Below are 25,364 nucleotides of genomic sequence, written 5' to 3' on the forward strand. Positions count from 1 at the left end.
TATGCAATTTAACATTCCGACGTGTCTTACCCTGTTTCGAGTCGTACTTATTCCCTTCTTTGTCCTGGCGTTCTATTTGCCATTTCAATGGGCTCCCTTTGCCACTGCACTGATCTTTGTGATCGCTGCGGTAACTGACTGGTTTGATGGTTTTTTGGCGCGTCGCTGGAAGCAAACGACGCGTTTTGGCGCGTTCCTCGATCCGGTTGCGGATAAAGTGCTGGTGGCCATTGCGCTGGTGCTGGTCGCTGAGCATTTTCATGCGTGGTGGATTACGCTGCCCGCAGCAACCATGATTGCGCGTGAAATCATTATCTCTGCACTGCGTGAGTGGATGGCGGAGATTGGCAAGCGCAGCAGCGTGGCGGTGTCGTGGATTGGTAAAGTGAAAACCACCGCGCAGATGTTCTCGCTGTTTGCGTTGTTGTGGCGTCCAGAAGCTACGGTGGTGGGCGTTGGGGTGATTGCGCTGTACATCGCGGCAGTGCTGACTTTCTGGTCAATGTTCCAGTATTTGAGCGCGGCGCGCGGCGATTTGCTCGATAGCTGATCGATGCGATTTAAAAAGCAGCAAACGGACGCAGTGTGTGGATAATTCTATTGACTCACTGCGTCAGATAAGTAGAATGCATCGCATCGAACGGCAGCGAGTCTGCAAGAAGCTGAATAAAATCAGCAAGTTTGATAAAGAAATACCAAAACCGAGTAGTTGAGTTGGTAATAACGCGGCAACTAAACAATTCCCTGAAAGCTTACACAAGTAAGTGGTCTGGATGAGTGAAAGAAGCTATGCAGTGACAAACTCAAGTGCGATGGTGATGCGGGAATAGCTCAGTTGGTAGAGCACGACCTTGCCAAGGTCGGGGTCGCGAGTTCGAGTCTCGTTTCCCGCTCCAAATTTAGTGATTCGTATTCAACGGATTACATACCAGATTAAAGGCGCGTTGGCAGAGTGGCCATGCAACGGATTGCAAATCCGTCTACCTCGGTTCGACTCCGGGACGCGCCTCCAATTTACACCCTGCCCGGGTGGTGAAATCGGTAGACACAAGGGATTTAAAATCCCTCGGCTTATGGCTGTGCGGGTTCAAGTCCCGCCCCGGGCACCATATTCGCAGTTGATAAAACGAATAAAATAAAGCAATAAGCAGCAATGTCGTGACCGCCTAAGGGCGGTTTTTTTGTTTTTGTCGTTTACACATAGCCAATAAAAAACCCGGCGAAGCCGGGCATATCATCAAGACTGAGGTTGTCCTACTGGACCCGCGCCTTCGCTGGCGCCCGGCACCGGTTGGTTACTTGGAGCATGTGGGCGTCCATCACCGCCTACAGCGTCACTTTTATGCATACAGCCGGCAAGCGATACCAACGTCAACGTCACTATTACTGCTTTTGTTAAAACCTTCATCTGCTACTCCCCATTATTAAGCGATTACGTAATCAATCTCAAAGAGATCAAGGCATTGACCTAGAGGTAAGCAAAGACAGCAGCAGCCTATTACGCAAGCGAAGCGGCAGTGCATTGATGAAAAACACCCCCTTTTCGGCGTTTTTCATCTCAATCCTAAGCGAAGTCGACTTAACCTAAATTTCCGCTCAGCCGATCGCGGAAATCGCTGCTGCGGTTATCCAAACCAATAAAGGTTACGGTCGCGCCGTGGCGTTGATAGCGGTACTCGATAGCATCGAGGGCCGCGACGCTGGATGCATCCCAAATTTGCGCGTGTGTCAGATCGATGGTGACAGCTTTAGGATCGTGGCCGTAATCAAAGTGTTCAAACAAATCATTGCTGCTGCCGAAGAACAGCGGGCCACGCACGGTGTAATTAACCTGCTCGCCATCGTCGCTCAACTGACGCTCTGCATGAATCACATGGGCGATACGGCGGGCAAACAGCATCATCGCCAGAATCACACCGATCAGTACGCCAATTGCCAGGTTGCCGGTCCATACGGTAACAGCGACGGTAATCACCATCACACAGGTTTCCGACCACGGCATACGCTTCAGCGTTGCCGGTTGCAGGCTGTGCCAGTTCACGGTTTTTACCGCCACCACCATCATAATGCCTGCCAGCACCACCATAGGAATCTGCGCCATAATTTGGCTCAGTCCGGTCACCAGCAGCAGTAAAACAATACCTGCCGCTACAGTGGAAACGCGCGTACGCGCTTCGCCCAGCTCAACGTTAACGATGGTTTGCCCAATCATCGCGCAACCAGCAATGCCGCCATAAAAGCCCGCCAGAATATTGCCGATGCCCAGCGCCCAGGATTCGCGACGTTTGCCGGACGGCGTATCAGTGATGTCATCCACCAATTTTGCCGTCAGCAATGACTCCATCAGACCAACAAAGGCGATACTCAGCGCGGTTGGCCAGATAATTTGCAGCGTCTGTAGATTGATCGGCACCAGCAGCGTAGTGAAACCTGGCAGACCGGCCGTCATTGGGCCTTCATCGCCCACGTTCGGCACGCGATAACCCAGCAGCAGTGCCACGGCGGTCACCACCACAATCGCGACCAGCGGAGATGGCACACTTTTCAACACTTTCGGCAACAGCAGAACAATCGCCAGCGTCACGGCAAACAGCACCCACACCAGGCTGGATTGCCCCCACACGTGTGGAACCTGCGCGAAGAAAATCAAAATGCCGAGAGCATTAACAAAACCGATCATCACCGAGCGCGGGATATAGCGCATCATGCGCGATAAGCCAGCGAAGCCAAAAATGATCTGGATGATGCCGCCCATGATCACCGCCGGCAGGATGTATTCGACGCCGTGCGCGTGCACCATTGGGCCAATCACCAGCGCCACGGAACCGGCAGCGGCGGTCACCATCGCCGGACGACCGCCCAGAATCGACAACGTCAGACACAGCACCACCGAGGCAACAAGACTGACTTTGGGATCAACTCCCGCAATCACCGAGAAGGAGATAACTTCAGGAATCAGCGCCAGGGCGGTAATGATCCCCGCCAGACATTCGCGCGTGAGCAGGGCAGGCGAGCGGAGTACGCGCCCCACGGTAATATCGCTCTCCACCGCAGTGGCGCGATCGGTTGGTTGGCTCATAGATTGTGCAGGCTCTTTTATTATTGTGCGCATACCGTCACGGTACGGCAGTAACCAGTTGGAATAGTGCGAGGGAGGATGTTACCGGGCAATAAGCGAAGACGCTAGCGTGATGGGGGAGGTGAGAGTGATTCCATCCCTGGAATCCGGCTTTAGACCGCGAGATCGTCAGGTGTTTTATTCACGACCAATTCAAGCAGGTGGCGATAAATGTCCAGCTGAATCACATCGCTTTCCATTTCAAGGCGGTTAATCAGAGAGGAAATAATCGCTTTATTAGAAACCGGCATACCGGCTTGCAGGATTTCGGCAATGATCTGCCCGAAAACTTCCATCTCAGCGCTATCGCTGTTACCTGCCAGTTTGAAGTAGTCAGCAATGGCGTTGTTACTGGTTGCGGCGTTTTGCATATGTGAAGCCCTTAAGATCGGCCTGAGGGCGATGTGCCTTCAGCTCCATGATGAAAAAACTCACGCGCGGACAGGCGCGCTAGACCCAACTCATCAACCAACGCAAAAAGACACCTCTGAAGGTGGAAATCCATAACACCTTCAGAGGCGACGCAAAGTGCATCATTCGTTACGGAGCCATCAGCTGGCTCACGGGACGTAAACTTATACAATCCAGCTCAACTTGTACAACAAGCTTTTTAAGCAATTAGTGCTAATCCTTATTTAACAATTAGTTGTGATTTGTAATGTTTTCTAAAAGCTATACAAGAAAGTGAATTCCTGGCAAAATTTGCCCTAGGTTGTACAACTGATAAAGAAAATTTGTGAGTGTTAATCGCGTCAACTACGTTTGTTGGTATCAGCAAACTTTTCATTGCTATGCGGCTTCGCATATAATAACGCCCCCATTTAGTTAGATACCTAACCATTAGGCCACTACGTTTTGAGCGACTATCCGCAACCCTTTTCTCGTTTACTGCATCTCACCGCGCACGCATGGCGGCTGGCAGTTGATCGTCGCTTAAAAGAGAGCGGACTGAGTATGAGTAGCTGGATGGCGATTGCCAGCGTTGCCACCGCAGCCGAACCGCCAACGCAGAAAGCGCTGGCACAGCTACTCGGCCTGGAGGAGGCAAGCGTGGTGCCGCTGGTCGATCGATTAGTGAAGCAGCAGCTATTAGCGCGCGTCCAGCCACCGGAAGATCGCCGCAAGCGTCTGTTGATGCTGACCGAGCAAGGCCGCGTAGCGTTTGCTGAAGTGAAAACGCAAGCCGATGCGCTGCGTGCGCAGTTGCTGGCAGATATTGATGCGGAATCGTTAGCCATCACTGAAAAAGTCTTACAACAGTTGCTCACCCGACTAGGAAGCGTCTGATCGTGGCCAAACGTAATCCCTACGCCCAACGCGAATGGCTGCCGCATGAAAAACCGATGCTGCCGGGCTCGCCCTCTACGCCGCTGCATTCGCCCTCTAAACGCATCGCCTTTGGCATTATCGGCCTGCTGATCTCGATTACCGGTGCGCTGAGTAACGCGCTGGTATCCGCCAATCTTACCAATCTGCAAGGCACCTTTGCCGCCTATAGCAATGAGATCGCCTGGCTGCCCGCGGTGTATGTGATGGGCAACATCTCCATCAACCTGCTGTTGGTGAAGTTTCGCCAGCAGTTTGGTCTGCGACTCTTTACCGAAGCCTTTCTGGTGCTGTACGTCATCGTGGCGTTTTTCCATATTCTCGCCAACGATCTCAGCTCGGCGATTATTGTGCGCACCGCGCACGGCATGGTGGGCGCCGCGCTCAGCTCGCTCGGCATCTATTACCAGATTCAGGCATGGCCGGCGAAGCATCGTCTTAAGGCGTTAGTGATTGGCATTACCGCTTCGCAGCTGGCGATCCCGCTGGCGCGACTCTTTTCGACCGAACTGCTGCAGCTGGAAGCATGGCGCGGCCTGTACCTGTTTGAACTCGGTCTGGCGCTGATCTCGTTGGGTTGCGTGCTGTTAGTGAAGCTGCCGCCCGGCGATCGCATCAAAGCGTTCGAGAAGATGGATTTCCTCACCTTTATGCTGATGGCGCCGGGCATGGCGCTGCTGTGCGCGGTACTGTCGCTTGGCCGTATCGAGTGGTGGTTCAGCACGCCGTGGCTCGGTGTGGCATTGGCGCTGGCGCTGGTGTTGATCGTGGCGGCGATTGTGGTTGAGCATAATCGCAAAAACCCGTTGCTCAACACGCGCTGGCTCAGCAACGGCACGATTGTGCGGTTAGGCATTGTGATGATCATGATGCGTATTCTGCTGGCCGAACAGAACACCGGCGCGGTGGGGTTCCTGCAGCAGCTTGGCTTGCTTAACGATCAGATGCGCGGTCTGGCGTTTGCCATCATTGCTGGGGTAATTTGCGGCATCATTGCCAGTGCCTTAACCATTAAACCAACGCATCTGAGCTGGCCGATTGTGGCCTCGCTGGTGGTGATGATCGTCGCCTCGCTGATGGATGCGCAATCCAACCCGCTGACGCGCGCTCACAATCTCTATTTCAGCCAGTTTTTACTCGGATTCGGCAGCGCCTTCTTCCTCGCGCCGGCCATGCTGTTGGGGATTGGTGGCGTGGTCACGCAGCCGAAGAACCTGGTCAGCTTCTCGGTGCTGTTTGGCATGAGCCAGAACTTAGGCGGATTGATTGGCGCGGCGATTCTCGGCACCTTCCAGACGTGGCGCGAAAAGTATCACTCCAGCCTGCTGGGCGATCAGCTGTCACAGCTCGATCCCAACGTCACTGAACGACTGAGCCAGTACAGTTCATTATTCAGCAGCCAGCTGCCCGATAACGTGTTGCTCAGCGCGCAAAGTAGCGCTCAGCTGCAAGCGGTAGCCACGCTGCAGGCCAACGTGTTGGCCTATAACGACACCTATCTTCTTACCGCTGCGCTGGCGTTCGTCACCTTAATTTGGGTGCTGTATCGCCTGACGCGTTTACGCTATCTCAACTGGCGTCAGACAAAAATGAATGCGGCACAACCCGCAGTAAACCCGACGGAGAATTCATGAGCCAACAGGACGACATTCAGGCTGCGGAGCGCGAGCGCACCAACCGCCGACGCATTCTTTCCATCGCTGCCGGTAGCGGTATTGTCATCGTCGGCGTGCTGGTGATTTTATATGCCTGGCAGCTGTGGCCGTTTACCAGCACCATCCAATCCACGGAAAACGCCTACGTGCGTGGTCAGGTGACCTTTATCAGCCCGCAGGTCAGTGGCTATCTCACCGAGGTCAAGGTCGTGGATTTGCAGCCGGTGACCAAAGGCCAGCTGCTGATGACCATTGACGATCGTATTTATCGTCAGCGAGTGCATCAGGCGCAGGCGCAGCTGGATATGAAAATCGCCGCGCAGAACAATAACCAGCAGCAGCGCAAAAGTGCTGAAGCCACTATTCTCAGCAATAAAGCGGCGCTGGAAAATGCTAAAGCTCAGGCGCTGAAAAGCAGCCTCGATCTCAAGCGCGTGGAGAATCTGGCAGCCGACGGTTCGCTGTCGGTGCGTGAACGCGACGCGGCGCGTGCGGCCAACGCCCAGGCTCAAGCGCAGCTGCGTCAGGCGGATGCGCAGGTCGCGGTAGCGCAGCAAAATCTGCAAACCGTGGTGGTTAACCGCGGATCTCTGCAAGGCGATGTCGCCAGCGCCCAGGCGGCGTTGGAGCTGGCGAATATCGATCTGGCAAATACCCGTATTATCGCGCCAGATAGCGGCCAGCTTGGTCAGCTTTCGGTGCGCAAAGGGACCTACGTCACCGCCGGCACGCGTTTAACGTCGGTGGTGCCAGAGAACAAATGGATCATCGCCAACCTGAAAGAGACCCAGCTGGCACGCGTGCGTCCCGGCTTGCCGGTGAGCATTCGCGTCGATGCGCTGGACGGCAAGCATTATGACGGTCGGGTCGAGTTTATTTCCCCTGCTGCCGGCTCCGAATTCAGTGCCATCTCGCCAGATAATGCCACCGGCAACTTTGTGAAGATTGCCCAGCGCATTCCGGTGCGGATTAAGATTCTTAACGACGATCTGCACGCGCTACGTCCAGGTATGTCGGTAGAAGTACACATTGATACCGCCGCTGAGCCACACAAGGATGCGCCATGAAGCGCTTACTGTTAGCCACGGTTGTGGCGTTGATGGTGAGCGGCTGTGCGACAGAAGTCGAAAAGGCGCCGTCATCGTTGCCGATTCCCGATAGCTGGCGTCAGCAGGTGGGGCCGCAGGCCGCACCAGAGGCGCAGTGGTGGCAAAACTTTGGTGATGCCAACCTCAATCGCCTGGTTAATCAGGCGCTGCAGCACAACAGCGATATCCTCACCGCACGTTCGCGCGTTGACCAATACCGCGCCGAGTTGCGCGCCGCGCAGGGCGATAATTTCCCGACCTTGTCAGCCGGCGTCGCGGCGACGCATCAGCGCGCGCTGTCGGCGGCAACCGGTCAGCCGTATGAAAGCGCGGTGTTTCAGGGGCTGTTGCAGGCCAACTATGACGTGGATTTATGGGGCAGCCGCAGCAACAGCATTCGCGCAGCCGAAGCCACGCTGGATGCGCAGCGTGCCGCCGCCTCGGCTGCCGAGTTAACCGTTGCCAGTTCGGTGGCATCGGGCTATCTCAGCCTGTGCGCGCTGGACGAACAGTTGCGCGTCACCGAAGCCACGCTGGCGACGCGGGAAAACTCACTTAATCTGGCACAGCGTCAGTTTGAAACCGGCTATACCTCACGCCTTGAGTGGATGCAGGCGGCATCGGAATACCAAACGGCCAAAGCCCAGATTCCCCAGCTGCAGCATCAGATCGAGCAGCAGGAGAATGCGCTCAGCGTGCTGGTGGGCATGAATCCGCGTGAAATTGCGCGCAGCAGCCAGTTCGATCATATCAAGCCGCAAACCTTGCCCTCACTGCTGCCTTCGCAGTTGCTCAATCGTCGGCCAGATATTGTGCAGGCGCAGCGCCAACTGCTGGCAGCGGATGCTTCACTGGCGTCAACGCAGGCGAACCTGCTGCCGTCACTCAATCTCACCGCCAGCGGCACGTTACAAAGTAGCGAGCTGCATCAACTGCTGGATAACCCGTTCCGCTTGTGGAGTATTGGCGGCAGCATTCTGGCACCGCTGCTGAATCGCGAAGCGCTCACCGCGCAGGTGGATGTGGCGATGGCGACGCGCAATCAGGCACTCTACGGCTATGAGAAAGTGGTACGCAACGCGTTCTCCGAGGTGGATAATGCGCTGGACGCGATTCGCCGCAGCCAGCAGCAGCTGACGGAGTTGCAGAAGCAGGAAGAGTATGTGACAGAAGCCTATCGTATTGCGCATAACCGATATCAGAACGGTTACGCCTCCTATCTTGACGAGCTGGATGCCCAGCGCACGCTGTTCAGCACCCAGCTGAATATCGTGTCGGTGAAAAACACCTTGCTGCTGGCGCAGATCGATCTTTATCGCTCCCTCGGCGGCGGCTGGCAGGGTTAAACATCATGCCGCAAGGCCATTTTACGGTAGAAATTCCGCTGTAAAATGGCCAGCGTCTGGTTTTAGATTGGCCTTAAACCCTTCTTAAGTGATTCATGCTTCTTTTTACTTGTCTTTACAAATAATGTTATTATCCGCCCGCTTTACACAGTCTGAACGGAACAATGCTGGTACCTATAACAGCGCAGTCGCCAACCTGGGCGGCTGATAAGACAGGGGAAAAAAAGGAAATGATGAATAAAAAAATCGGCTTAATGTTGTTGGTTACGGCGGCACTGTTAAGCGGTTGCGCATCGCGTACCGCGCCGATTAAAAATGTTAGCCAAACCGTTGCTCAAAGCTACTCTGATGAACAGATGAAGCAGGCGATTATTCAGGCTGGCACGACCAATAAATGGACCATGACGCCAGTAGGCCCCGGCGCTATTGATGGCTACCTGGCCGCGCGCGGCTACAGTGCAGATATTCGCGTTAACTACACCGCGAACAGCTATCAAATCCTCTATGTCAGCAGCCAGAATTTAAAAGCGGGTAGTGGTCAGATTCACCGCAATTATAATGTCTGGATTGATCGGTTGGATCGCAGCATCCAAACACGTTTAAAGGCTAATGCCTACAAATAAGCGCGAAGCGTGCTGACGGACATAATGTTGTAAAGTTAGCCGCAACGCTGCCGAAATAGAAAACAGGCGGGCCATGTGCCCGCCTTGTTAATCGGCGACATCCGCATGGGATGACGGGTATAGAGAGCAAGGAAGGGATGCCGGACAGTGGAAATCTGACCCGCCCTGAGGCTGAAGAAAGAATACAGGTATGAAACTCGCTTACTCCCTTGTTGACTGGCATGCCATTGCGCCGGGTCACAGCACCGCAGAAGAGTGGCAGCGCTGGGCGCAACAGGCGCCAGTGCTGAACGCCACACAACCCATCGCGAAACCCCAATTTTTGCCGATGATGACCGCGCGTCGTCTCAGCGCGGGCAGCCGAGCGGCTGTAGAGTGCGGGCTGGCGCTATTGGCGCGACAAACGGTCGATGCCATCGTCTTTACCAGTCGCCACGGTGAGCTCGAGCGCAACCTGCGTATTCTTAGCGCGCTGTCCGAGCAGCAAGCGCTGTCGCCGACCGACTTCGCCATGTCGGTCCACAACTCTGCGGTGGGGAGCTTAACCATTGCCGCGCGTCAGCCGCTGGTGTCAACGTCGATCTCGGCGGGCATCGATAGCTTCCAGCAAGGTTTACTCGAAGTCGCGGCACTGCATCAGGCCGGCTATGCGCAGGTGTTACTGGTGGATTTTGACGGCAGCGTACCGCCGTACTACCGTCCGTGGCTGCCGGAGATCGATCATTTCAATGCGCCCTATGCGCTGGCGTTGCTGCTGCGCGCGGGCGACGAGTGGCGCTGTACGGCGCAGGCCGCTCCACCCGCAGCGCACCCGCTGCCGCAAAGCCTGCAGGTACTCTCGGCGATATTGCGTGATGCGGCAGCGTTTAGCGTACCAGGCGAGCGCCATCATTGGATGTGGGAGCGTCAGCATGGTGGATAATTCGCTGGTGCAGTCGCGTCCCGGTTTTAACTATTACTGGCGACTGGCGATGACCGCCGTCAGCTTCACGCTGTTCAGCGTCGGCGGCCTATTACTGTCGCTCATCTGGTTTAATGTGCTGCTGCTGGTGCAGCGCGATGGCCTGCGTCGTCGGCAAATCGCGCGCAGCAGTATCGCCTGGAGCTTCCGCTGCTTCCTGCGCTTCTGCCGTTTTGTCGGTGTTTACGATTACCAGATTATCGGCGCAGAACAGCTGCGCCAGGATCGTGGCTGCCTGATCGTCGCTAATCATCCGTCGTTGATCGATTACGTGATGATTGCCTCGGTGTTGCCGGAGATGGATTGTCTGGTCAAAGCCGAGCTGCAGCACAACATCTTCTTCCGCGGCGTGATTCGTGCCGCCGATTATCTGATTAATAGCGAAGCCGATACGCTGCTGCCGGATAGTCAGCAGCGGCTGGCGCGCGGCGATACCATCCTGATTTTTCCTGAAGGGACGCGCACGCGCTACGGCGAGCCACTGAAGCTGCAGCGCGGTGCCGCCAATATTGCGGTGCGTGCCGGATGCGACCTGCGCGTGGTTCATATCACCTGCAGCGAACGCATGCTTGATAAGCAAAGCCGCTGGTATCAGATTCCGCTGGTTAAACCGCTTTTTACTGTACGCGTACAATCGCGTATCGCTAGCCAGGCCTTTAGTGAAGCCGAAGAGGATGCGCAGCCGCTGGCCGCCCGTCGCCTGACGCGACATCTGCAACAGGCGCTGGTACCTGAAGAGACTAACTAAGTTATGCAAGTACTGATCAACGACATCAAACAGATGATTATCGACACGCTGAATCTGGAAGATATCAGCCCTGACGACATTGAAACCGATGCGCCGCTGTTTGGCGAAGGGCTGGGACTCGATTCTATCGATGCGCTGGAGCTGGGACTGGCGGTCAAAAATCGCTTTGGCGTACAGCTCTCCGCCGAGAGTGAAACGCTGCGTGCGCACTTTTTTTCCGTGGCTACACTGGCCGCGTTTGTTGAACAACAGCAAGCCTGAGAACAGTCAACATGATGAACAAAAACGAAATTTACCAGGAAGTGGCCACGCTACTCACTTCGCTGTTTGAAATTGAGCCGGATGCGATTCGACCAGATGCCCGTCTGTATGAAGATCTCGAGCTGGATAGCATTGATGCGGTGGATATGGTGGTGCATTTGCAAAAGCGCACGGGTCGGAAGATCAAACCGGAAACCTTCCGTGCGGTGCGTACCGTGCAGGACGTGGTTGACGCCGTCGACCAGCTGATGCGCGACGAAGCCTGATTTCTGTCATGTGCACGCTTCTGCGGCTGCTGAATGGCGCGGCGCTGTTGGCCTGGCCTTTTCTGGTGTGGTTAACCCTCACCCAGCCGCAGTGGCGCGGCATCACCGGCCTGCTGGCGCTGCTGTTTGTGCTGCGCGTCTGGAGTTTACGCCGCGCGGCGGGCCCGATGGGCCGCGTGATGCTGCTGCTGGCGCTGGTTGGCACCGTGCTGTGTCTCACCAGCCTGCTGCTGCGCTCGCAACATCTGCTGCTGTGGTATCCGCTGGTGGTCAACGTTTTGCTGCTGCTGCTGTTTGGCGCGTCGCTGTGGAGCCCAATGCCGCTGGTGGAACGCCTGGCGCGACTGCGTGAAGCAGATTTACCCGCGCGCGCGGTGCGCTACACCCGCCGGGTAACGCAAGTGTGGTGCGGCTTTTTCATCTTTAACGGCAGCGTGGCGCTGGTCACCTGTTTGCTCAACGATGTCACGCTTTGGACCCTCTGGAATGGGTGCATCAGCTACCTGCTGATGGGCACGCTGATGGGCGGCGAATGGCTGCTGCGTCAGCGCATAAGGAAACAGACATGAAGCTACGCAGCATCCGCGACTGGCTCACTGCACCGGATCGCACGGTTGCCTGGCACGGCACGCAGCACACTACGCTGCACACCCTGCGCCAGCAGGTACAGGCGCTGGTCGAGCGGCTGCTCCAGCATCCAGGCCAGCATTGGGCGCTGTGCTTTGACAACAGCTATGCGTTCACCGCCGCGCTGCTGGCGCTGTGGTATGCGGGAAAAACGCCGGTGATCCCCGGACACTGCCGCGCAGCCCAGTTGGAAGAGATGGCCGACAGCCTCGACGGCGTGCTTTGCGATATGCCGCTGGCGGTGTCATTACCGCAGCTGCGCTGGGACGGTAGGCTGGCCAGCGGCGAGCTGCCGCCAATCGCCGATGATGCTCACCTGGTGCTGTTTACCTCCGGCTCGACCGGCACGCCGCGCCGGGTAACGAAATCACTGCGCGCGCTCGATCTCGAAGCCAGCTGGCTCCACAGCTTGTGGGGCGATCGGTTGCGCGATTGCCATGTGATTGCCTCGGTGAGTCATCAACATCTGTATGGTCTGAGTTTCCGCATTATCTTGCCGATGGCGCTGGGTTTACCGTTTGCCGCGCAACAGATTTTTTACGGCGAACAACTGGCGGATCAACCCAGCGACCGTCGCTACGCTTTTATCAGCAGCCCGGCGTTTCTCCGTCGGCTGGATACGTCGCTTGCTGCACCGCGCTGTGAGCTGATTGTCTCTGCCGGCGGTGCGTTGCCGTGGACGGCGGCGCAGCAGGCGCAACAGACGCTGAGCTGTGCGGTGGATGAAATCTATGGCAGCACCGAAACCGGGGTAATTGGCTGGCGCTGCGCCACGGCGGAAAACGTGCTGTGGCACTGTTTCCCGCACATTACCCTGCGCGAGCAGGAAGCCGGTCGCTGGCGGGTGTTTTCCGCCTTGTTGGACACCGAAGAGGGTTGTGCGCTCGACGATCGCATTGTGCAGCAGCCGTCCGGCCAGTTTCAGCTGGCGGGCCGCCAGGATCGCGTGGTGAAGATTGAAGATAAACGCGTGTCGCTGAGTGAAATTGAACGGCGCTTGCTGGCACTGCCGGGCGTAGAAGATGCCGCCGCGCTGGCGATTCAGCGCCATGGACGTCACGCCATCGGCGTGGTGCTGGCGCTAGCCGAGCAGAGGGATGTGGCGACGCTGCATCAGCTAAAAATCGCGTGGAAGCGCGCGTTGCAACCCTGGCTGGAGCCGGTGGCGATGCCGCGCTATTGGCGCGTGGTGACGTCGATTCCTGTCACGGCGCAAAGCAAGCGCGCGTGGCCGCAAATTGAGGAGTTGTTTGATGTTGCCGGTTGAATTAGATGCCCAGCAGCAGGGCGATGCGCTGACGTTGCGTCTGCACGCTGCCGCCGATCTGTTTTGGTTTCGTGGTCACTTTCCCACCTTGCCCATTCTGCCTGGCGTGGCGCAGCTCGACTGGGCGCTGCATTACGGTCTGACGCGTTTAGCGCCGGGAAAAAGCTTCGCCTCGATTGATAATATTAAATTCCAGCAGCCGGTGCCGCCGGATGCCGAACTGGAGTTACGGCTACAGTGGCAAGCGGAAAAATCGCTGCTCAGTTTCAGCTACAGCCTGATCAACGGCGAGGTGGCGACGGTGGCCAGCAGCGGGAAGATCCGCCTGTGTTGAGCCCTCACTTCACGCCCTGCATATTGATTCCCTGCTATAACCACGGCGCGATGCTGGCCTCGGTGCTGGCGCGGTTGGCGCCGTTTAACTTGCCGGTGCTGCTGGTGGACGATGGCAGCAATGCCGAGACCAAACGGCAGATCGCCGCGCTGGCGGCGCCGCAATTGCAGGTGCTGACGTTGCCGCACAATCAGGGCAAAGGGGCGGCAGTCATTGCCGGCATGCGCGCGGCGGCGGCGGCGGGCTATACGCACGCGCTGCAGCTGGATGCCGATGGTCAGCATCAGGTGGAAGATGCGCCGCGCATGTTGGCCGAAGCGCAACGCTATCCGCACTGTTTGATCTCCGGTCAGCCGATTTACGATGATTCGATCCCTAAATCGCGCCTGTATGGCCGCTACATCACCCATTTCTGGGTGTGGGTGGAAACGCTGTCGCTGTCACTTAAAGACAGCATGTGCGGCTTCCGCGTCTATCCGCTTGCGCCGTCGCTCAGGCTTTGCGACCGCCGTCCAATTGGCCAACGTATGGATTTCGATACCGAGATCATGGTGCGTCTCTATTGGCAGGGCACGCCGAGCCGTTTTCTCGCCACGCGCGTCACCTATCCAGAGAGCGGCGTGTCGCATTTCGATGCGCTGCGTGACAACCTGCGTATTTCGTGGATGCACACGCGCCTGTTCTTCGGCATGTTGCCGCGGATCCCGCAGTTGCTGCGCCAGCGTGGCGATGCGCAGCACTGGTCGGCCACGCCGGAACGCCGTGGGCAGAGCGGTATGCGCTTTATGCTGTGGCTCTATCGCCGTGCTGGACGCTTGCCCTTTGTGCTGCTGCTGTGGCCGGTGGTGGCGGTTTACTGGCTAACCGGACGCGCCGCGCGCGCCGCGTCGCAGCAGTGGCTGACGCGTGTGCAAGCGGTGGCGCAGCAGCAGAACATCACGCTGCCTGCACCGGTGAGTAGCTATCGTCACTTTTTGCGTTTCGGCTACAGCATGCTAGATAAAGTGGCCAGCTGGCGCGGCGATCTGCAGTGGGGTCGCGATATCGATTTCGCGCCCGGCGCTGAAGCCACCATTCGTGCCGCCGAAGGCAAAGGCCATCTGATTCTGGCATCGCATTTAGGTGATATCGAAGCCTGCCGCGCGATGGCCAAACAGGTCAGCGGGCTGGTGATTAACGCGCTGGTGTTTACCGACAACGCGCAGCGTTTTCGCGAGGTGCTGGAGAGCATTGCGCCGCAGGCAGGCGTGAATTTGATGCCGGTGACCGATATCGGTCCGGATACCGCCATTCTGCTGCAGCAAAAACTGGATGCCGGTGAATGGGTGGCGATTGTTGGCGATCGCACGGCGATCCATCGCCAGCGCGGCGGTGAGCGTCGCGTAGTGTGGAGCGAATTTATGGGCCGTCCTGCGCCGTTTCCACAAGGGCCGTTTGTGCTGGCGGCCGCGTTGCGCTGTCCGGTGCTGCTGATGTTTGCCCTGCGCGAACAGGACCGCCTGCGAGTGCATTGTGAAGCCTTTGCCGATCCGCTACTGCTGCCACGCGCCCAGCGCCAGCAGGCGTTGCAGGCCACGGTGGATCGCTATGCCGAGCGGCTGCAACAGCATGCGCTGATGGCACCGCTCGACTGGTTTAACTTTTACGATTTCTGGACGTTGCCCGAGGAGAAAAGCCGCGATGAGTGAAAGCAACTACCGCGCAGAGGTGGAGATAACCGTGTCGTTTCACGACTGCGATCCGATGGGCGTGGTGTGGCACGGCAACTACTTCCGCTATTTTGAGCTGGCGCGCGAAGCCTTGCTGCGCAGCATCAACTACAGCTACGGCGAAATGGCCGCCAGCGGCTACGTCTGGCCGGTGGTCGATACCCACGTGAAATATCGCCAGCCGCTGCGCTGTGAAGAGGTGGTGCGCGTGGCCGCCAGCATCAGTGAATATGAAAACCGTCTGCGCATCGATTATGTGATTCGTAACGCGGCAGGGCAGGTGACCACCAAAGCCCACACGCTGCAGGTCGCCGTCAACGCCGCGACGCAGGAGATGTGTTTTGTCTCGCCTGACATTCTGTTTGCCCGCCTGGGAGTGAAGCCGTGATTCGAACCTTTTGTCTGCTGTTGCTGATGGTGTGTGCCAACGCCAGCGCGGTAACGCTCGAGCAGCTGCAACAGCGCTTCGCCAGCCAGCCGGTGATTCGCGTCAATTTTGTTCAGGTGCGCACCATTGCTGGCATGGCGCAGCCGCTGGTGTCGCGCGGTCAGCTGTTGATCGCCCAGCAGCAGGGCTTGTGGTGGCAGCAAGCGACGCCGTTCCCGCTGATGCTGATCCTCGATGAAAAGCGCATGGTGCAGAGCATCAGCGGCCAGCCGCCGCAGGTGATCACCGCCGACAGTAATCCACAGATGTTCCAGTTCAACCATCTGCTGCGCGCGCTGTTCCAGGCCGATGAGAAAGTGCTGCGCGAGAATTTTGTGCTCGATTTCCACGATCGTGGCAATGACCGCTGGCAGCTGGGTCTGACGCCGAAAGCCGCGCCGCTGAATAAGATCTTTAACCGCATCGATCTGCAGGGCGATAAATTCCTCAATCGCATCACGCTGGATGATAAGCAGGGCGATAAGACCGACATCACCCTGAGCGATACCCGCACCGAACCGCAACAGTTGACCGATGAAGAGCGAGCGCGTTTTGCCCCAGCGCAGTGAGAAAACCGTCGCGCTGCTGTGGCTGGCGGTGTGTCTGACGTTAGCGGTAGCGCTGGCGATCCTGTTGCCGCGCAGTCAGCTCAATAGCAGCGTGCTGGCGCTGTTGCCGCAGCAGAACCTCGGCCAGGCACCGGCGGAGATTCAGCAAGGCTTTATGCAGCGCCTCGATCGTCAACTGGTGTGGCTGGTGAGCGCCAACGATCAGGAGGGTGATGCGGTCGCAGCCTGGTGGCAAACGCAGTTACAAGCCCTGCCGATGCTGAAACAGGTGAGCGGCGAGCTGGATGACGATCAGCTGCAGCGCTGGGGCGCGTATGCGTTTCAGCATCGAAATGGCCTGATCGATCCCGCCACGCGCGGCCGACTGCAAAACGGCGGCGATGCGCAGGCCGACTGGATTCTGGCGCAGCTGTTCTCGGCGTTCGCCGGCGTCGGCAGCAAGGAGATCGGCAACGATCCGCTGCTGCTGGTGCGCGGTGCGCAGCTGGCGCTGCAGCAAAGCGCCAACAAAATGCTGCTGCATGACGGCTGGCTAACGGTGAAGGATGCGCAGCAGCGCCGCTGGTATTTCCTGCACGGTGAACTGGCGAGCAATGCCTTCAGCATTAAAGAGAGCCATCAGCTGGTGACGGCGCTCAATCAGCTGCAATCCCAGCTCAAAACGCGCTGGCCGGATGCGCAGCTGCTAACGCGCGGCACGGTATTATTCAGTGATGATGCCAGCCAGCGCGCGCAGCATGATGTGGAAACCCTCGGCAGTGCGACGCTGGCAGGATTGCTGCTGCTGGTGTGGCTGGTATTTCGCTCACTGCGGCCGCTGGCGCTGTGTGCGCTGTCGGTGGCGATAGGCGCGATGGCGGGCACGGTGCTGACGCTACTCTGTTTTGGCGAACTGCATCTCACCACCTTAGTGATGAGCCTAAGCATTGTCGGCATCTCGGCCGATTATACCCTCTACTATCTGACGGAGCGCATGGTGCACGGCGAGCAAGCCACGCCGTGGCAGAGTTTGCACAAGGTGCGCGGCACGCTGCTGCTGGCGCTTGGCACCACGGCGATTGCCTGGCTGCTGATGCTGCTGGCACCGTTCCCCGGCTTACGCCAGCTGGCGGTGTTTGCCGCCAGCGGATTGAGCGCCTCCTGCCTGACGGTAATCTGCTTTTATCCGTGGCTGGTACGTGGCTTACCGGTGCGTCCCATTCCGGCGATGGTATGGCTGGCACGCTGGCTGGCAGCCTGGCGGCGCAATAATTGGCTGAAGCGCGGATTGCCGGCGCTGGTGGCGATCTATGCGCTGAGCGGCATGCTGCAGCTGCAGGTCGACGATGATATCGCCCATCTGCAGAGTGCACCGGCGCAGCTGCTGGCGCAGGATCGTCAATTGGCGCAACTGACCGGCCAGCAGGCCGATCAAACCTGGTTTGTGGTGTGGGGCGATGATGAGCAGCAAGCGCTGCAGCGACTTAGCGCGCTGGCACCGCAGCTGCAGCAGGCGCAGCAGCAAGGCTGGCTGGCCGGTTATCGCATCTTGCCGCTCAGTTCGCTGGCACAGCAGCAGCAGGATGTGGCGCTGCTGCAGCAGGCGGCACCGAACATTCTGCAACGTTTGCAGCAAGCGGGCATTAGCGTGGCGAACGCCCATCTTAGCGCGATGCCGGTGAGCGCCGCCGACTGGCAGGCAAGCCCACTGAGTGAAGGCTGGCGGCTGTTATGGCTGTCGCTGCCGGACGGGCGCAGCAGCGTGCTGGTGCCGGTCAGCGGCGTGAAAAACAGCGCCGCGCTGCAACAGCTGGCAGCGCAGCAGGCAGGCGTGAGCTGGGTCGATCGCAAAGCCAGCTACGATGAACTGTTCCGCTTCTGGCGCACCTTGCTGAGCGGCTTACTGGCGCTGGCGCTGTTGCTGATTACCGCCAGCTACATGCTGCGGCTGGGGGTAAAAGCCGGCATGCGCAGCGCGCTGCCGTCGTGGTTGTCGCTGGCGGCGGCGCTGGCGACACTGGGCTGGATCGGCGCGAGCCTCAATCTGTTTGCTCTGCTGGCGCTGATTCTGGTGCTCGGCATCGGCATCAACTACACGCTGTTCTTCAGCAATCCGCGCGGTACGCCGTTAACCTCAATGCTGGCGGTAACGCTGGCAATGATGACCACGCTATTAACGCTTGGCATGCTGGTGTTCAGCAGCACCGCCGCCATCAGCGGCTTTGGTATCGTGCTGTGTAGCGGGATTTTTTGTGCATTCTTGCTGGCGCCACTGGCGCTGGCGCCGGGGAAAAGGAAGCAACGATGAAAAGGGGTGCGCTTGTGCTGATGTTGAGCCTGCTGCTAAGCGGTTGTGCTGAGCATGCCAGCGAAATTAATCGGCCAACCGCCTGGCTGAAACCGGGCGTACGCGTGACGCTACCGCCGCCAGGAATTTCGCCCGCTTTTCAGCAGCAGCAACTGCTGACCGGGCACGCCAAAGGGAAAACCCATTCGCTGCTGGTATTACTCAGCGCCGATGCGCAGCAGCTGAGCCTGGCGGGGTTATCGTCGCTCGGCATTCGTTTGTTCCGCGTCACCTATGATAAAAACGGCATTCACACCCAGCAGATGATGGCGCTGCCGGAAATGCCGCCCGCCAGTCAGGTGCTGGCCGACGTGATGCTGAGCCATTGGCCAATCAGCGCGTGGCAGCCGCAGTTGCCGCGCGGCTGGACGCTGATCGATATTGATGATCGCCGCGAGCTGCGCGATCCGGCCGGCAAGGTGGTGACGTTGATTCGTTATTTACAACGCGGTGCGCAGCGTGAGCCGATCAGCATCGATCAACGCGCCTTTGGTTATCAGATTCAAATCCAACAACTGGATGCGTCATCATGATCTACATTTCCGCCTTTGGCATGGTCAATGCGCTGGGCAATAACCTGGCGCAGATTGCTGTGCAGCTGCAAGCGGGCCGCGCGCCGGGCATGCAGCCGCATGACGGCTGGTTGCAGGCGGGCAAACGCTGCTGGCTGGGGCAGGTGCAGGGCGAGTTACCGGCAATCCCTGCCGCGTTAGCCGCGCACAACACGCGTAACAATCAGCTGCTGCTGGCGGCGCTGGCGCAACTGCGTCCAGCGCTGGAGGCGGCCATCGCGCAATATGGGCGCGATCGCGTGGCGATTGTGCTCGGCACCAGCACGTCCGGCGTGGATGAAGGCGATCGTCAGGTCGCTGGCGGCTTGCCGGGCTACGATTACCGCATGCAGGAGCTGGGCGATCCGTCGCGCTTCCTCGCCCACTTTTTAGCACTGGAGGGCCCGGCTTATACCATTTCTACCGCTTGCTCCTCCAGCGCGCGCGCAATGATCAGCGGCCAACGTTTGATTGATGCCGGGTTAGTGGATGTGGCGCTGGTGGGCGGCGCGGATTCGCTGAGCCGCATGCCGATCAACGGCTTCGCCAGTCTTGATTCGCTCTCGGATCGCCACTGCGCACCCTTTAGCGCCGACCGCGACGGCATTTCGATTGGCGAAGCCGCGGCGCTGCTGTTGCTGACGCGGGAGAAGCAGCCGCTGGCGCTGCTCGGCTGCGGTGAGTCATCGGATGCGTGGCACATGTCGGCACCGCATCCGGAAGGCGTCGGTGCGGAGCGCGCGATGCTGATGGCGCTGCAGCAGGCGGGATTAAAGCCGCAGGATGTCGGTTACATCAACCTGCACGGCACCGCGACGCCGCTCAACGATCGGGTGGAATCTGCGGTTATCCAGCGGCTATTTGGCGAGCGCGTGCCGTGCAGCTCAACCAAACATCTCACCGGCCATACGCTGGGCGCGGCGGGCGCCACTGAAGCGGCGCTGGCGGCGCTGATTCTGCAGCAAAATTTGCCGCTGCCGCCGCAGGATTTCTCTGTGGCAGCACGTGATGCCTCACTGCCGGAATGCGGTTTGCTCACCACGCCACAACCTTTGCAGCGTCCAATCATCGCTTCAAACTCATTTGCTTTTGGCGGGAACAATACCTGCCTGATTGTAGGAAAGCCTCATGACTGATTTTCTGCCGGTCGCGGCTTATTTGCCGCACCGCGCGCCGATGCTGCTGCTCGACCGCGCTATCCTGGTCAGCGATGACAGCGTGATCTGCGAAGTCAGCATCAACGCTGACGGCGTGCTGGCGCCGTTCCTTACACCACAAGGTGATTTGCCGGCGTGGTACGGCGTGGAGATCATGGCGCAAACCATTGGCGTCTGGTCTGGCTTTCATGCCCGCCAGCGCGGCGAGAGCGAGATTCATCCCGGCATGTTGCTCGGTGGACGTGGCTATCGCGCCAATAGCGCCACCTTTGCCGCCAATAGCACGCTGCGCGTTGAGATGCGTCTGCTGATGCGTGACGACCGGCTGGGCAGCTTCGAAGGGGAGATCCGCTGCAACGACGTAATGATCGCCAGCGGGCGGCTGAACACCTATCAGCCTAATCAACAAGAGTTAATTCAATTGCAACAAACGCCGTTAAAACAAGGAGTTCAGCCATGACACGCAGCGTATTAGTCACCGGCGCCAGTAAAGGGATTGGCCGCGCCATTGCGCAACGTCTGGCGCTGGACGGTTTTGAGATTGTGGTGCATTACCATCGCGATGCCAGCGGTGCACAGCAAACGCTGGCCGGGATTGAACAGGCGGGCGGACGCGGACGCACCTTGCAGTTTGACGTGGCGCAGCGTGAAACCACGCGCAACGCGCTGGAGCAGGATATCGCCACGCACGGCGCCTATTACGGCGTGGTGAGCAATGCGGGTATCACGCGTGATGCGGCGTTTCCGGCGTTGACCGACGATGAGTGGGACAGCGTAATCCACACCAATCTCGACAGCTTTTACAATGTGATTCATCCGTGCGTGATGCCAATGATTGGCCTGCGCAAAGGCGGACGCATTATTACGCTCTCCTCAGTATCGGGAATAATGGGCAATCGTGGTCAGGTCAACTACAGCGCGGCCAAAGCTGGCATTATTGGCGCCACCAAAGCGTTAGCGATTGAGCTGGCAAAACGCAAAATTACCGTTAACTGCATCGCACCGGGTTTAATTGATACCGGCATGACCGATCTCGAGCCGTTGGTGATTGATGAGGCGATGAAGCTGATCCCGATGAAGCGCATGGGCGCGGCGGAGGAAGTGGCCGGACTGGCCAGTTATCTGATGTCGGACATCGCGGGCTACGTCACGCGTCAGGTGATTTCAATCAATGGAGGTATGCTGTGATTCAGCGCGTAGTGGTAACCGGTATGGGTGGCGTAACCGCCTTTGGTGACAGCTGGAGCGCGGTGGCCGAGCGCATTAAGCAGGGCAAAAATGCCGTGCGTCACATGCCGGAGTGGCAGGTTTACGATGGCTTGCACACGCTGCTGGGTGCGCCGGTGGACGACTTCACGCTGCCTGCCCATTACACGCGTAAGCGCATTCGCTCGATGGGTCGCGTCTCGCTGATGGCGACGCGCGCGACCGAACTGGCGCTGGAGCAGGCCGGCTTGATCGATCATCCGGTGCTGACCAGCGGTGAAACCGGCATTGCCTACGGCTCCTCAACCGGCAGCACCGGCCCGGTGAGCGAGTTCGCCACCATGCTGACGGAAAAGCACACCAATAACATTACCGGCACCACCTATGTGCAGATGATGCCGCACACCACCGCCGTTAATGCCGGTCTATTCTTTGGCCTGCGCGGCCGGGTGATACCGACGTCCAGCGCCTGCACATCGGGCAGCCAGGCGATTGGCTACGCATGGGAAGCGATCCGCCACGGCTATCAAACCGTGATGGTCGCCGGTGGTGCGGAAGAGTTGTGTCCTTCCGAAGCGGCGGTGTTCGACACGCTGTTCGCCACCAGCCAGCGCAACGATGCGCCACACAGCTCGCCTGCGCCGTTTGATCAGCAGCGCGATGGTTTAGTGATTGGCGAAGGCGCGGGCACCTTGATCCTCGAGTCGCTGGATCATGCACAGGCGCGCGGTGCCACCATTTACGCCGAGCTGGTGGGTTTCCACACTAACTGCGATGCCGCGCATATCACCCAGCCGCAGCGCGAAACTATGCAGATTTGTATTGAGCGCGCGCTTAAAACGGCCGATGTCACGGCGGATCAGATTGGCTATATCAATGCCCACGGCACCGCGACCGATCGCGGCGATATCGCCGAGAGCCAGGCAACGGCGGCGATCTTTGGCCGCAGCACGCCAATCTCCTCACTGAAGAGCTATTTTGGCCATACGCTGGGTGCCTGCGGAGCGCTGGAAGCGTGGATGAGCATTGAGATGATGCGTGAAGGCTGGTTCGCGCCGACGCTGAATCTGACGCAACCGGCAGCGGAGTGCGGTGAGCTGGATTACATTATCGGCGCGGCGCGGCAGGTGGAGACCGATTACATCCAATCCAATAACTTCGCGTTTGGCGGTATCAACACCTCGCTGGTGTTTAAACGCTGGCGTGATGCCTGATATAGCAGGTCGCCATAAATGGCGTAATGCTGGTTAGTTAAGAGATGAAACCCCAATAATCGAGCGCACACGTTGTAGCGGCGCAATTCATTGCGCGATAAATCGCGCCGCTACGGAACGTGCGGTGATTCAATACGGGGCTCAACTGATCGGCATTACGCCATTTATGGCGACCTGATGCAGCTCCTCTCCATTATCTGTGTGGCGAAAGTAGGATTTTTCTTGCTTTCGCGCAACGACTGCGCATAATCGCAAACCGCAATAATAATGATTATCACTTCGTTTGCATTAGGGGATCCCATGCGCGCTATGCCTTTCAATCCCGGACTGAAACCGACGCTGTTGGCCGTAATGGTCAGCGCCGGTTGTTTGCCAGTGATGGCTGCTACTACCAACACCACAACCTCAACTAACGCGAAAAAAGAACAGCAGACGCTGACCGTGACCGCGACACCGCAAACGGATTTCAAGCCAGGCGGCAATGATTTAGTGCCTGCGTTTCTGGATGGTCAAATCGCCCACGGCGGCCGCCTGGGCATGCTGGGTGAGCAAAACGCGATGGACGTGCCGTTCAACGTGATTGGCTTCACCTCGAAAATGATTCAGGACCAGCAGGCGCAAACCATCGGTGACGTCATGCGCAACGATGCCGGCGTGCAGAATCTGAAAGGCTACGGCAACTTCGCTGAAAGCTATCGCATTCGTGGCTTCAAGCTGGATGGCGATGCTATGACCTATGGCGGTCTGGCCGGTATCGTGCCGCGCCAGGTGATGGATGCTTCGCTGATTGACCGGGTGGAAATTTTCAAAGGTGCCAACGCGCTGCTGAACGGTTCAGCTGAGAGCGGCGTCGGCGGCATGATTAACCTTGAGCCAAAGCACGCTGATGACACGCCACTGACGCGTATCGGTGTGGATTACACCTCCGGTTCACAGGTGGGCGGCAGCGCCGATATTGGTCGTCGTTTTGGCGACAATAACCAGTTTGGCGTGCGTCTGAATGCGGTCAACCGCGAAGGCGGCACTGAAGTCGACGGCGAGAAAAAACGTACAACCGCCGCCTCGCTGGGGTTGGATTACCGTGGCGATCGTCTGCGCACCTCGCTCGACGTCGGTTACCAGAAGAAGACCTTCCACGATGCGCGCAACGGCATCAACATCAGCGGCATCGATTTCATTCCTGATGTGCCCTCTAACTCGAAAAACTACAGCCAGAATTGGGTGTTCAGCGATATTGAGTCGGAATTTGGTCTGGCGAAAGCCGAGTACGATCTGAACGATCAATGGACTGCCTATGCCGGCCTGGGTGCGCAGCATACCCATGAAGTGGGCAACTACGGTACGCCGAAGATTCTAGATAGCGCCGGTAATGCCACCATCGGCCGTTTCCGTACCAATCGCGTGCAGGACAACATGAGCGGCATGGTTGGCCTGCGTGGTGATTTCACCACCGGCCCGGTGACGCACAAAGTGAACTTTGGCTATTCGGCGATGACGGCAAATGCGAAAAACAGCTATCGCATGTCATCAGGTAACGATGCTGACATCAATATCTACCATCCGCAGGATGTGGCAGAGCCAGACAGCGTGTTCGCCGGTGGCGACAAATTCAGCGACCCGCTGACCACTTACCGTTCGCGCTCGCAGGGTTATCTGCTGAGCGATACGCTGGGCTTCTTTGATGACACCTTGCTGGCAACGGTGGGCGCGCGTCACCAGAAAGTGGTGGTGCGTAACTACGGTTATGACGGCGCGGAAGATACAGCGACACGTTTTGACAGCAGCCGTTGGTTACCGGCGTATGGCTTGCTGTATAAAGCGACGCAAAATATCTCGCTGTATGCCAACCATACCGAGTCACTGACGCCGGGCACCGCCGCGCCATATACCGCCATAAACTACGGTAGCGTCACCGGCATTGTGCACGCTAAGCAGAACGAAGTCGGGGTGAAAGCGGACTTTGGTCGTGTTGGCGGATCGCTGGCGTTGTTTGAAATTAAACAGCCGGTCGGTGTGTTGAATAATTCGATCTACAAGTTGAATGGCGAGCAGCGTAACCGCGGTGTTGAGCTGAATGTGTTCGGTGAGCCGGTGTTGGGTTTGCGTCTGAACAGCAGCGCCACCTGGATCGATCCGGATATGACCAAAACCGGCGATAGCGGTCAGGATGGCAAGAATGCCATTGGCGTGCCGCGCTTTACGGCGGCGCTGGGTGCTGAGTATGACATCAAGCCGGTTGAGGGTTTGACCGCCACGGCATTGCTGAACTACACCGGTTCCCAGTATGCCAACCTGGCAAACACCACCAAGCTGGATGACTACACCACATTGGATCTAGGTCTGCGTTACCGCATGAAGGTTAACCAGAATGATATGGTGTGGCGCGTGGGCGTTGAAAACGTCACCAATGAGAAATATTGGGCCAACGTGGATGACAGCGGCACCTATTTGTCGCAGGGTGAACCGCGTACGGTGAAAGTCTCGCTGAGCTACGATTTCTAATCTCCTCCAGACGGGGCGTGCACGCGCCCCGTTATTTCTCTGGCAGAAATATTCCTGTAACTTACGGCGCATTGCATTACACT

25 protein-coding genes and 3 tRNA genes are annotated in these 25,364 nt (G+C 58.0%); 26 read left to right on the forward strand and 2 right to left on the reverse strand.

The window, feature by feature from the left end:
- Position 1: 1 nt before the first annotated feature.
- From pgsA to WH298_RS16950, 4 genes are all read left to right on the forward strand, one after another.
- Positions 2 to 550, forward strand: a complete 549-nt coding sequence (gene pgsA, locus WH298_RS16935) for a CDP-diacylglycerol--glycerol-3-phosphate 3-phosphatidyltransferase (protein ID WP_007887300.1) — start codon at positions 2 to 4, stop codon at positions 548 to 550.
- A gap of 270 nt (positions 551 to 820) precedes the next feature.
- Positions 821 to 896: transfer RNA gene (locus WH298_RS16940), tRNA-Gly, on the forward strand.
- A 42-nt stretch (positions 897 to 938) separates the two neighbouring features.
- Positions 939 to 1,012: transfer RNA gene (locus tag WH298_RS16945), tRNA-Cys, on the forward strand.
- A gap of 11 nt (positions 1,013 to 1,023) precedes the next feature.
- A tRNA-Leu gene (locus tag WH298_RS16950) sits at positions 1,024 to 1,109 on the forward strand.
- 470 nt (positions 1,110 to 1,579) lie between these two features.
- On the opposite strand, the gene WH298_RS16955 is transcribed toward WH298_RS16950, so the two are convergent.
- Positions 1,580 to 3,079 (reverse strand): SulP family inorganic anion transporter, encoded by a 1,500-nt coding sequence (locus WH298_RS16955; protein WP_180823391.1) that lies wholly within the window; start codon positions 3,077 to 3,079, stop codon positions 1,580 to 1,582.
- Between the two features lie 152 nt (positions 3,080 to 3,231).
- A complete protein-coding gene (locus tag WH298_RS16960; RefSeq protein ID WP_007887295.1) occupies positions 3,232 to 3,489 on the reverse strand; it encodes a biofilm/acid-resistance regulator YmgB/AriR in 258 nt (85 codons plus the stop codon).
- Between the two features lie 484 nt (positions 3,490 to 3,973).
- Here WH298_RS16960 and WH298_RS16965 point away from each other — a divergent pair, with 484 nt between their 5' ends.
- The 22 genes from WH298_RS16965 (at position 3,974) to WH298_RS17070 (ending at position 25,281) form a co-directional block, all read left to right on the forward strand.
- Positions 3,974 to 4,405: a MarR family winged helix-turn-helix transcriptional regulator gene (locus WH298_RS16965; protein ID WP_007887294.1), complete on the forward strand. Its 432-nt coding sequence runs from the start codon at positions 3,974 to 3,976 to the stop codon at positions 4,403 to 4,405.
- A gap of 2 nt (positions 4,406 to 4,407) precedes the next feature.
- Positions 4,408 to 6,078: an MFS transporter gene (locus WH298_RS16970; RefSeq protein ID WP_082204266.1), complete on the forward strand. Its 1,671-nt coding sequence runs from the start codon at positions 4,408 to 4,410 to the stop codon at positions 6,076 to 6,078.
- Positions 6,075 to 7,166, forward strand: coding sequence for an HlyD family secretion protein (locus WH298_RS16975; protein ID WP_007887292.1), 1,092 nt, complete (start codon positions 6,075 to 6,077; stop codon positions 7,164 to 7,166). Before WH298_RS16970 ends, WH298_RS16975 begins: the two co-directional genes overlap by 4 nt.
- Positions 7,163 to 8,533 (forward strand): efflux transporter outer membrane subunit, encoded by a 1,371-nt coding sequence (locus WH298_RS16980; RefSeq protein WP_049851060.1) that lies wholly within the window; start codon positions 7,163 to 7,165, stop codon positions 8,531 to 8,533. Before WH298_RS16975 ends, WH298_RS16980 begins: the two co-directional genes overlap by 4 nt.
- A gap of 230 nt (positions 8,534 to 8,763) precedes the next feature.
- Positions 8,764 to 9,156, forward strand: a complete 393-nt coding sequence (locus WH298_RS16985) for a Slp family lipoprotein (RefSeq protein WP_007887290.1) — start codon at positions 8,764 to 8,766, stop codon at positions 9,154 to 9,156.
- A gap of 190 nt (positions 9,157 to 9,346) precedes the next feature.
- Positions 9,347 to 10,078, forward strand: a complete 732-nt coding sequence (locus WH298_RS16990) for a beta-ketoacyl synthase chain length factor (RefSeq protein WP_180823392.1) — start codon at positions 9,347 to 9,349, stop codon at positions 10,076 to 10,078.
- Positions 10,068 to 10,865: a lysophospholipid acyltransferase family protein gene (locus WH298_RS16995; RefSeq protein WP_049851062.1), complete on the forward strand. Its 798-nt coding sequence runs from the start codon at positions 10,068 to 10,070 to the stop codon at positions 10,863 to 10,865. Before WH298_RS16990 ends, WH298_RS16995 begins: the two co-directional genes overlap by 11 nt.
- A gap of 3 nt (positions 10,866 to 10,868) precedes the next feature.
- A complete protein-coding gene (locus WH298_RS17000; protein WP_007887282.1) occupies positions 10,869 to 11,126 on the forward strand; it encodes a phosphopantetheine-binding protein in 258 nt (85 codons plus the stop codon).
- Positions 11,127 to 11,137: 11 nt separating this feature from the next.
- Positions 11,138 to 11,392, forward strand: a complete 255-nt coding sequence (locus tag WH298_RS17005) for an acyl carrier protein (protein ID WP_007887281.1) — start codon at positions 11,138 to 11,140, stop codon at positions 11,390 to 11,392.
- Between the two features lie 8 nt (positions 11,393 to 11,400).
- Complete coding sequence (locus WH298_RS17010; protein WP_180823393.1) at positions 11,401 to 11,961, forward strand: COG4648 family protein; 561 nt, start codon at positions 11,401 to 11,403, stop codon at positions 11,959 to 11,961.
- Positions 11,958 to 13,286 carry an AMP-binding protein gene (locus tag WH298_RS17015; RefSeq protein ID WP_180823394.1) on the forward strand — a complete coding sequence of 443 codons (1,329 nt, stop codon included), beginning with the start codon at positions 11,958 to 11,960 and terminating at the stop codon, positions 13,284 to 13,286. The genes WH298_RS17010 and WH298_RS17015 overlap by 4 nt, the downstream gene beginning before the upstream one ends.
- A complete protein-coding gene (locus WH298_RS17020) occupies positions 13,273 to 13,620 on the forward strand; it encodes a 3-hydroxyacyl-ACP dehydratase FabZ family protein (protein ID WP_180823395.1) in 348 nt (115 codons plus the stop codon). Before WH298_RS17015 ends, WH298_RS17020 begins: the two co-directional genes overlap by 14 nt.
- A 50-nt stretch (positions 13,621 to 13,670) precedes the next feature.
- Positions 13,671 to 15,308, forward strand: a complete 1,638-nt coding sequence (locus tag WH298_RS17025; RefSeq protein WP_238344487.1) for a glycosyltransferase family 2 protein — start codon at positions 13,671 to 13,673, stop codon at positions 15,306 to 15,308.
- Complete coding sequence (locus WH298_RS17030; protein WP_180823397.1) at positions 15,301 to 15,717, forward strand: acyl-CoA thioesterase; 417 nt, start codon at positions 15,301 to 15,303, stop codon at positions 15,715 to 15,717. The genes WH298_RS17025 and WH298_RS17030 overlap by 8 nt, the downstream gene beginning before the upstream one ends.
- A 26-nt stretch (positions 15,718 to 15,743) precedes the next feature.
- On the forward strand, positions 15,744 to 16,325 hold the full coding sequence (locus WH298_RS17035) for an outer membrane lipoprotein carrier protein LolA (protein WP_180823735.1): 582 nt from the start codon (positions 15,744 to 15,746) through the stop codon (positions 16,323 to 16,325).
- Positions 16,291 to 18,612: an MMPL family transporter gene (locus WH298_RS17040; protein WP_180823398.1), complete on the forward strand. Its 2,322-nt coding sequence runs from the start codon at positions 16,291 to 16,293 to the stop codon at positions 18,610 to 18,612. The genes WH298_RS17035 and WH298_RS17040 overlap by 35 nt, the downstream gene beginning before the upstream one ends.
- Positions 18,609 to 19,184, forward strand: a complete 576-nt coding sequence (locus tag WH298_RS17045) for a DUF3261 domain-containing protein (RefSeq protein ID WP_180823399.1) — start codon at positions 18,609 to 18,611, stop codon at positions 19,182 to 19,184. Before WH298_RS17040 ends, WH298_RS17045 begins: the two co-directional genes overlap by 4 nt.
- On the forward strand, positions 19,181 to 20,338 hold the full coding sequence (locus WH298_RS17050) for a beta-ketoacyl-[acyl-carrier-protein] synthase family protein (RefSeq protein ID WP_180823400.1): 1,158 nt from the start codon (positions 19,181 to 19,183) through the stop codon (positions 20,336 to 20,338). Before WH298_RS17045 ends, WH298_RS17050 begins: the two co-directional genes overlap by 4 nt.
- On the forward strand, positions 20,331 to 20,819 hold the full coding sequence (locus tag WH298_RS17055; RefSeq protein ID WP_049851071.1) for a hotdog family protein: 489 nt from the start codon (positions 20,331 to 20,333) through the stop codon (positions 20,817 to 20,819). Before WH298_RS17050 ends, WH298_RS17055 begins: the two co-directional genes overlap by 8 nt.
- The gene (locus WH298_RS17060; RefSeq protein ID WP_180823401.1) at positions 20,816 to 21,547 is read left to right on the forward strand and encodes a 3-ketoacyl-ACP reductase FabG2; all 732 of its coding nucleotides are present in this window, start codon (positions 20,816 to 20,818) and stop codon (positions 21,545 to 21,547) included. The genes WH298_RS17055 and WH298_RS17060 overlap by 4 nt, the downstream gene beginning before the upstream one ends.
- Positions 21,544 to 22,779: a beta-ketoacyl-ACP synthase gene (locus WH298_RS17065; RefSeq protein ID WP_180823402.1), complete on the forward strand. Its 1,236-nt coding sequence runs from the start codon at positions 21,544 to 21,546 to the stop codon at positions 22,777 to 22,779. Before WH298_RS17060 ends, WH298_RS17065 begins: the two co-directional genes overlap by 4 nt.
- 300 nt (positions 22,780 to 23,079) lie before the next feature.
- A complete protein-coding gene (locus WH298_RS17070; protein ID WP_180823403.1) occupies positions 23,080 to 25,281 on the forward strand; it encodes a TonB-dependent receptor in 2,202 nt (733 codons plus the stop codon).
- The last annotated feature ends 83 nt before the right edge of the window (positions 25,282 to 25,364 follow it).

The sequence above is a fragment of the Pantoea nemavictus genome, from assembly GCF_037479095.1.
GTDB classification, from domain to species: Bacteria; Pseudomonadota; Gammaproteobacteria; order Enterobacterales; family Enterobacteriaceae; genus Pantoea; species Pantoea nemavictus.

Coding starts and splice junctions, on each gene's coding strand:
- pgsA (WP_007887300.1), top strand. CDS start 2: ATGCAATTTAACATTCCGACGTGTCTTACCCTGTTTCGAGTCGTACTT.
- WH298_RS16955 (WP_180823391.1), bottom strand. CDS start 3,079: ATGAGCCAACCAACCGATCGCGCCACTGCGGTGGAGAGCGATATTACC.
- WH298_RS16960 (WP_007887295.1), bottom strand. CDS start 3,489: ATGCAAAACGCCGCAACCAGTAACAACGCCATTGCTGACTACTTCAAA.
- WH298_RS16975 (WP_007887292.1), top strand. CDS start 6,075: ATGAGCCAACAGGACGACATTCAGGCTGCGGAGCGCGAGCGCACCAAC.
- WH298_RS16980 (WP_049851060.1), top strand. CDS start 7,163: ATGAAGCGCTTACTGTTAGCCACGGTTGTGGCGTTGATGGTGAGCGGC.
- WH298_RS16985 (WP_007887290.1), top strand. CDS start 8,764: ATGATGAATAAAAAAATCGGCTTAATGTTGTTGGTTACGGCGGCACTG.
- WH298_RS16990 (WP_180823392.1), top strand. CDS start 9,347: ATGAAACTCGCTTACTCCCTTGTTGACTGGCATGCCATTGCGCCGGGT.
- WH298_RS16995 (WP_049851062.1), top strand. CDS start 10,068: ATGGTGGATAATTCGCTGGTGCAGTCGCGTCCCGGTTTTAACTATTAC.
- WH298_RS17000 (WP_007887282.1), top strand. CDS start 10,869: ATGCAAGTACTGATCAACGACATCAAACAGATGATTATCGACACGCTG.
- WH298_RS17005 (WP_007887281.1), top strand. CDS start 11,138: ATGATGAACAAAAACGAAATTTACCAGGAAGTGGCCACGCTACTCACT.
- WH298_RS17010 (WP_180823393.1), top strand. CDS start 11,401: ATGTGCACGCTTCTGCGGCTGCTGAATGGCGCGGCGCTGTTGGCCTGG.
- WH298_RS17015 (WP_180823394.1), top strand. CDS start 11,958: ATGAAGCTACGCAGCATCCGCGACTGGCTCACTGCACCGGATCGCACG.
- WH298_RS17020 (WP_180823395.1), top strand. CDS start 13,273: ATGTTGCCGGTTGAATTAGATGCCCAGCAGCAGGGCGATGCGCTGACG.
- WH298_RS17025 (WP_238344487.1), top strand. CDS start 13,671: ATGCTGGCCTCGGTGCTGGCGCGGTTGGCGCCGTTTAACTTGCCGGTG.
- WH298_RS17030 (WP_180823397.1), top strand. CDS start 15,301: ATGAGTGAAAGCAACTACCGCGCAGAGGTGGAGATAACCGTGTCGTTT.
- WH298_RS17035 (WP_180823735.1), top strand. CDS start 15,744: ATGGTGTGTGCCAACGCCAGCGCGGTAACGCTCGAGCAGCTGCAACAG.
- WH298_RS17040 (WP_180823398.1), top strand. CDS start 16,291: ATGAAGAGCGAGCGCGTTTTGCCCCAGCGCAGTGAGAAAACCGTCGCG.
- WH298_RS17045 (WP_180823399.1), top strand. CDS start 18,609: ATGAAAAGGGGTGCGCTTGTGCTGATGTTGAGCCTGCTGCTAAGCGGT.
- WH298_RS17050 (WP_180823400.1), top strand. CDS start 19,181: ATGATCTACATTTCCGCCTTTGGCATGGTCAATGCGCTGGGCAATAAC.
- WH298_RS17055 (WP_049851071.1), top strand. CDS start 20,331: ATGACTGATTTTCTGCCGGTCGCGGCTTATTTGCCGCACCGCGCGCCG.
- WH298_RS17060 (WP_180823401.1), top strand. CDS start 20,816: ATGACACGCAGCGTATTAGTCACCGGCGCCAGTAAAGGGATTGGCCGC.
- WH298_RS17070 (WP_180823403.1), top strand. CDS start 23,080: ATGCGCGCTATGCCTTTCAATCCCGGACTGAAACCGACGCTGTTGGCC.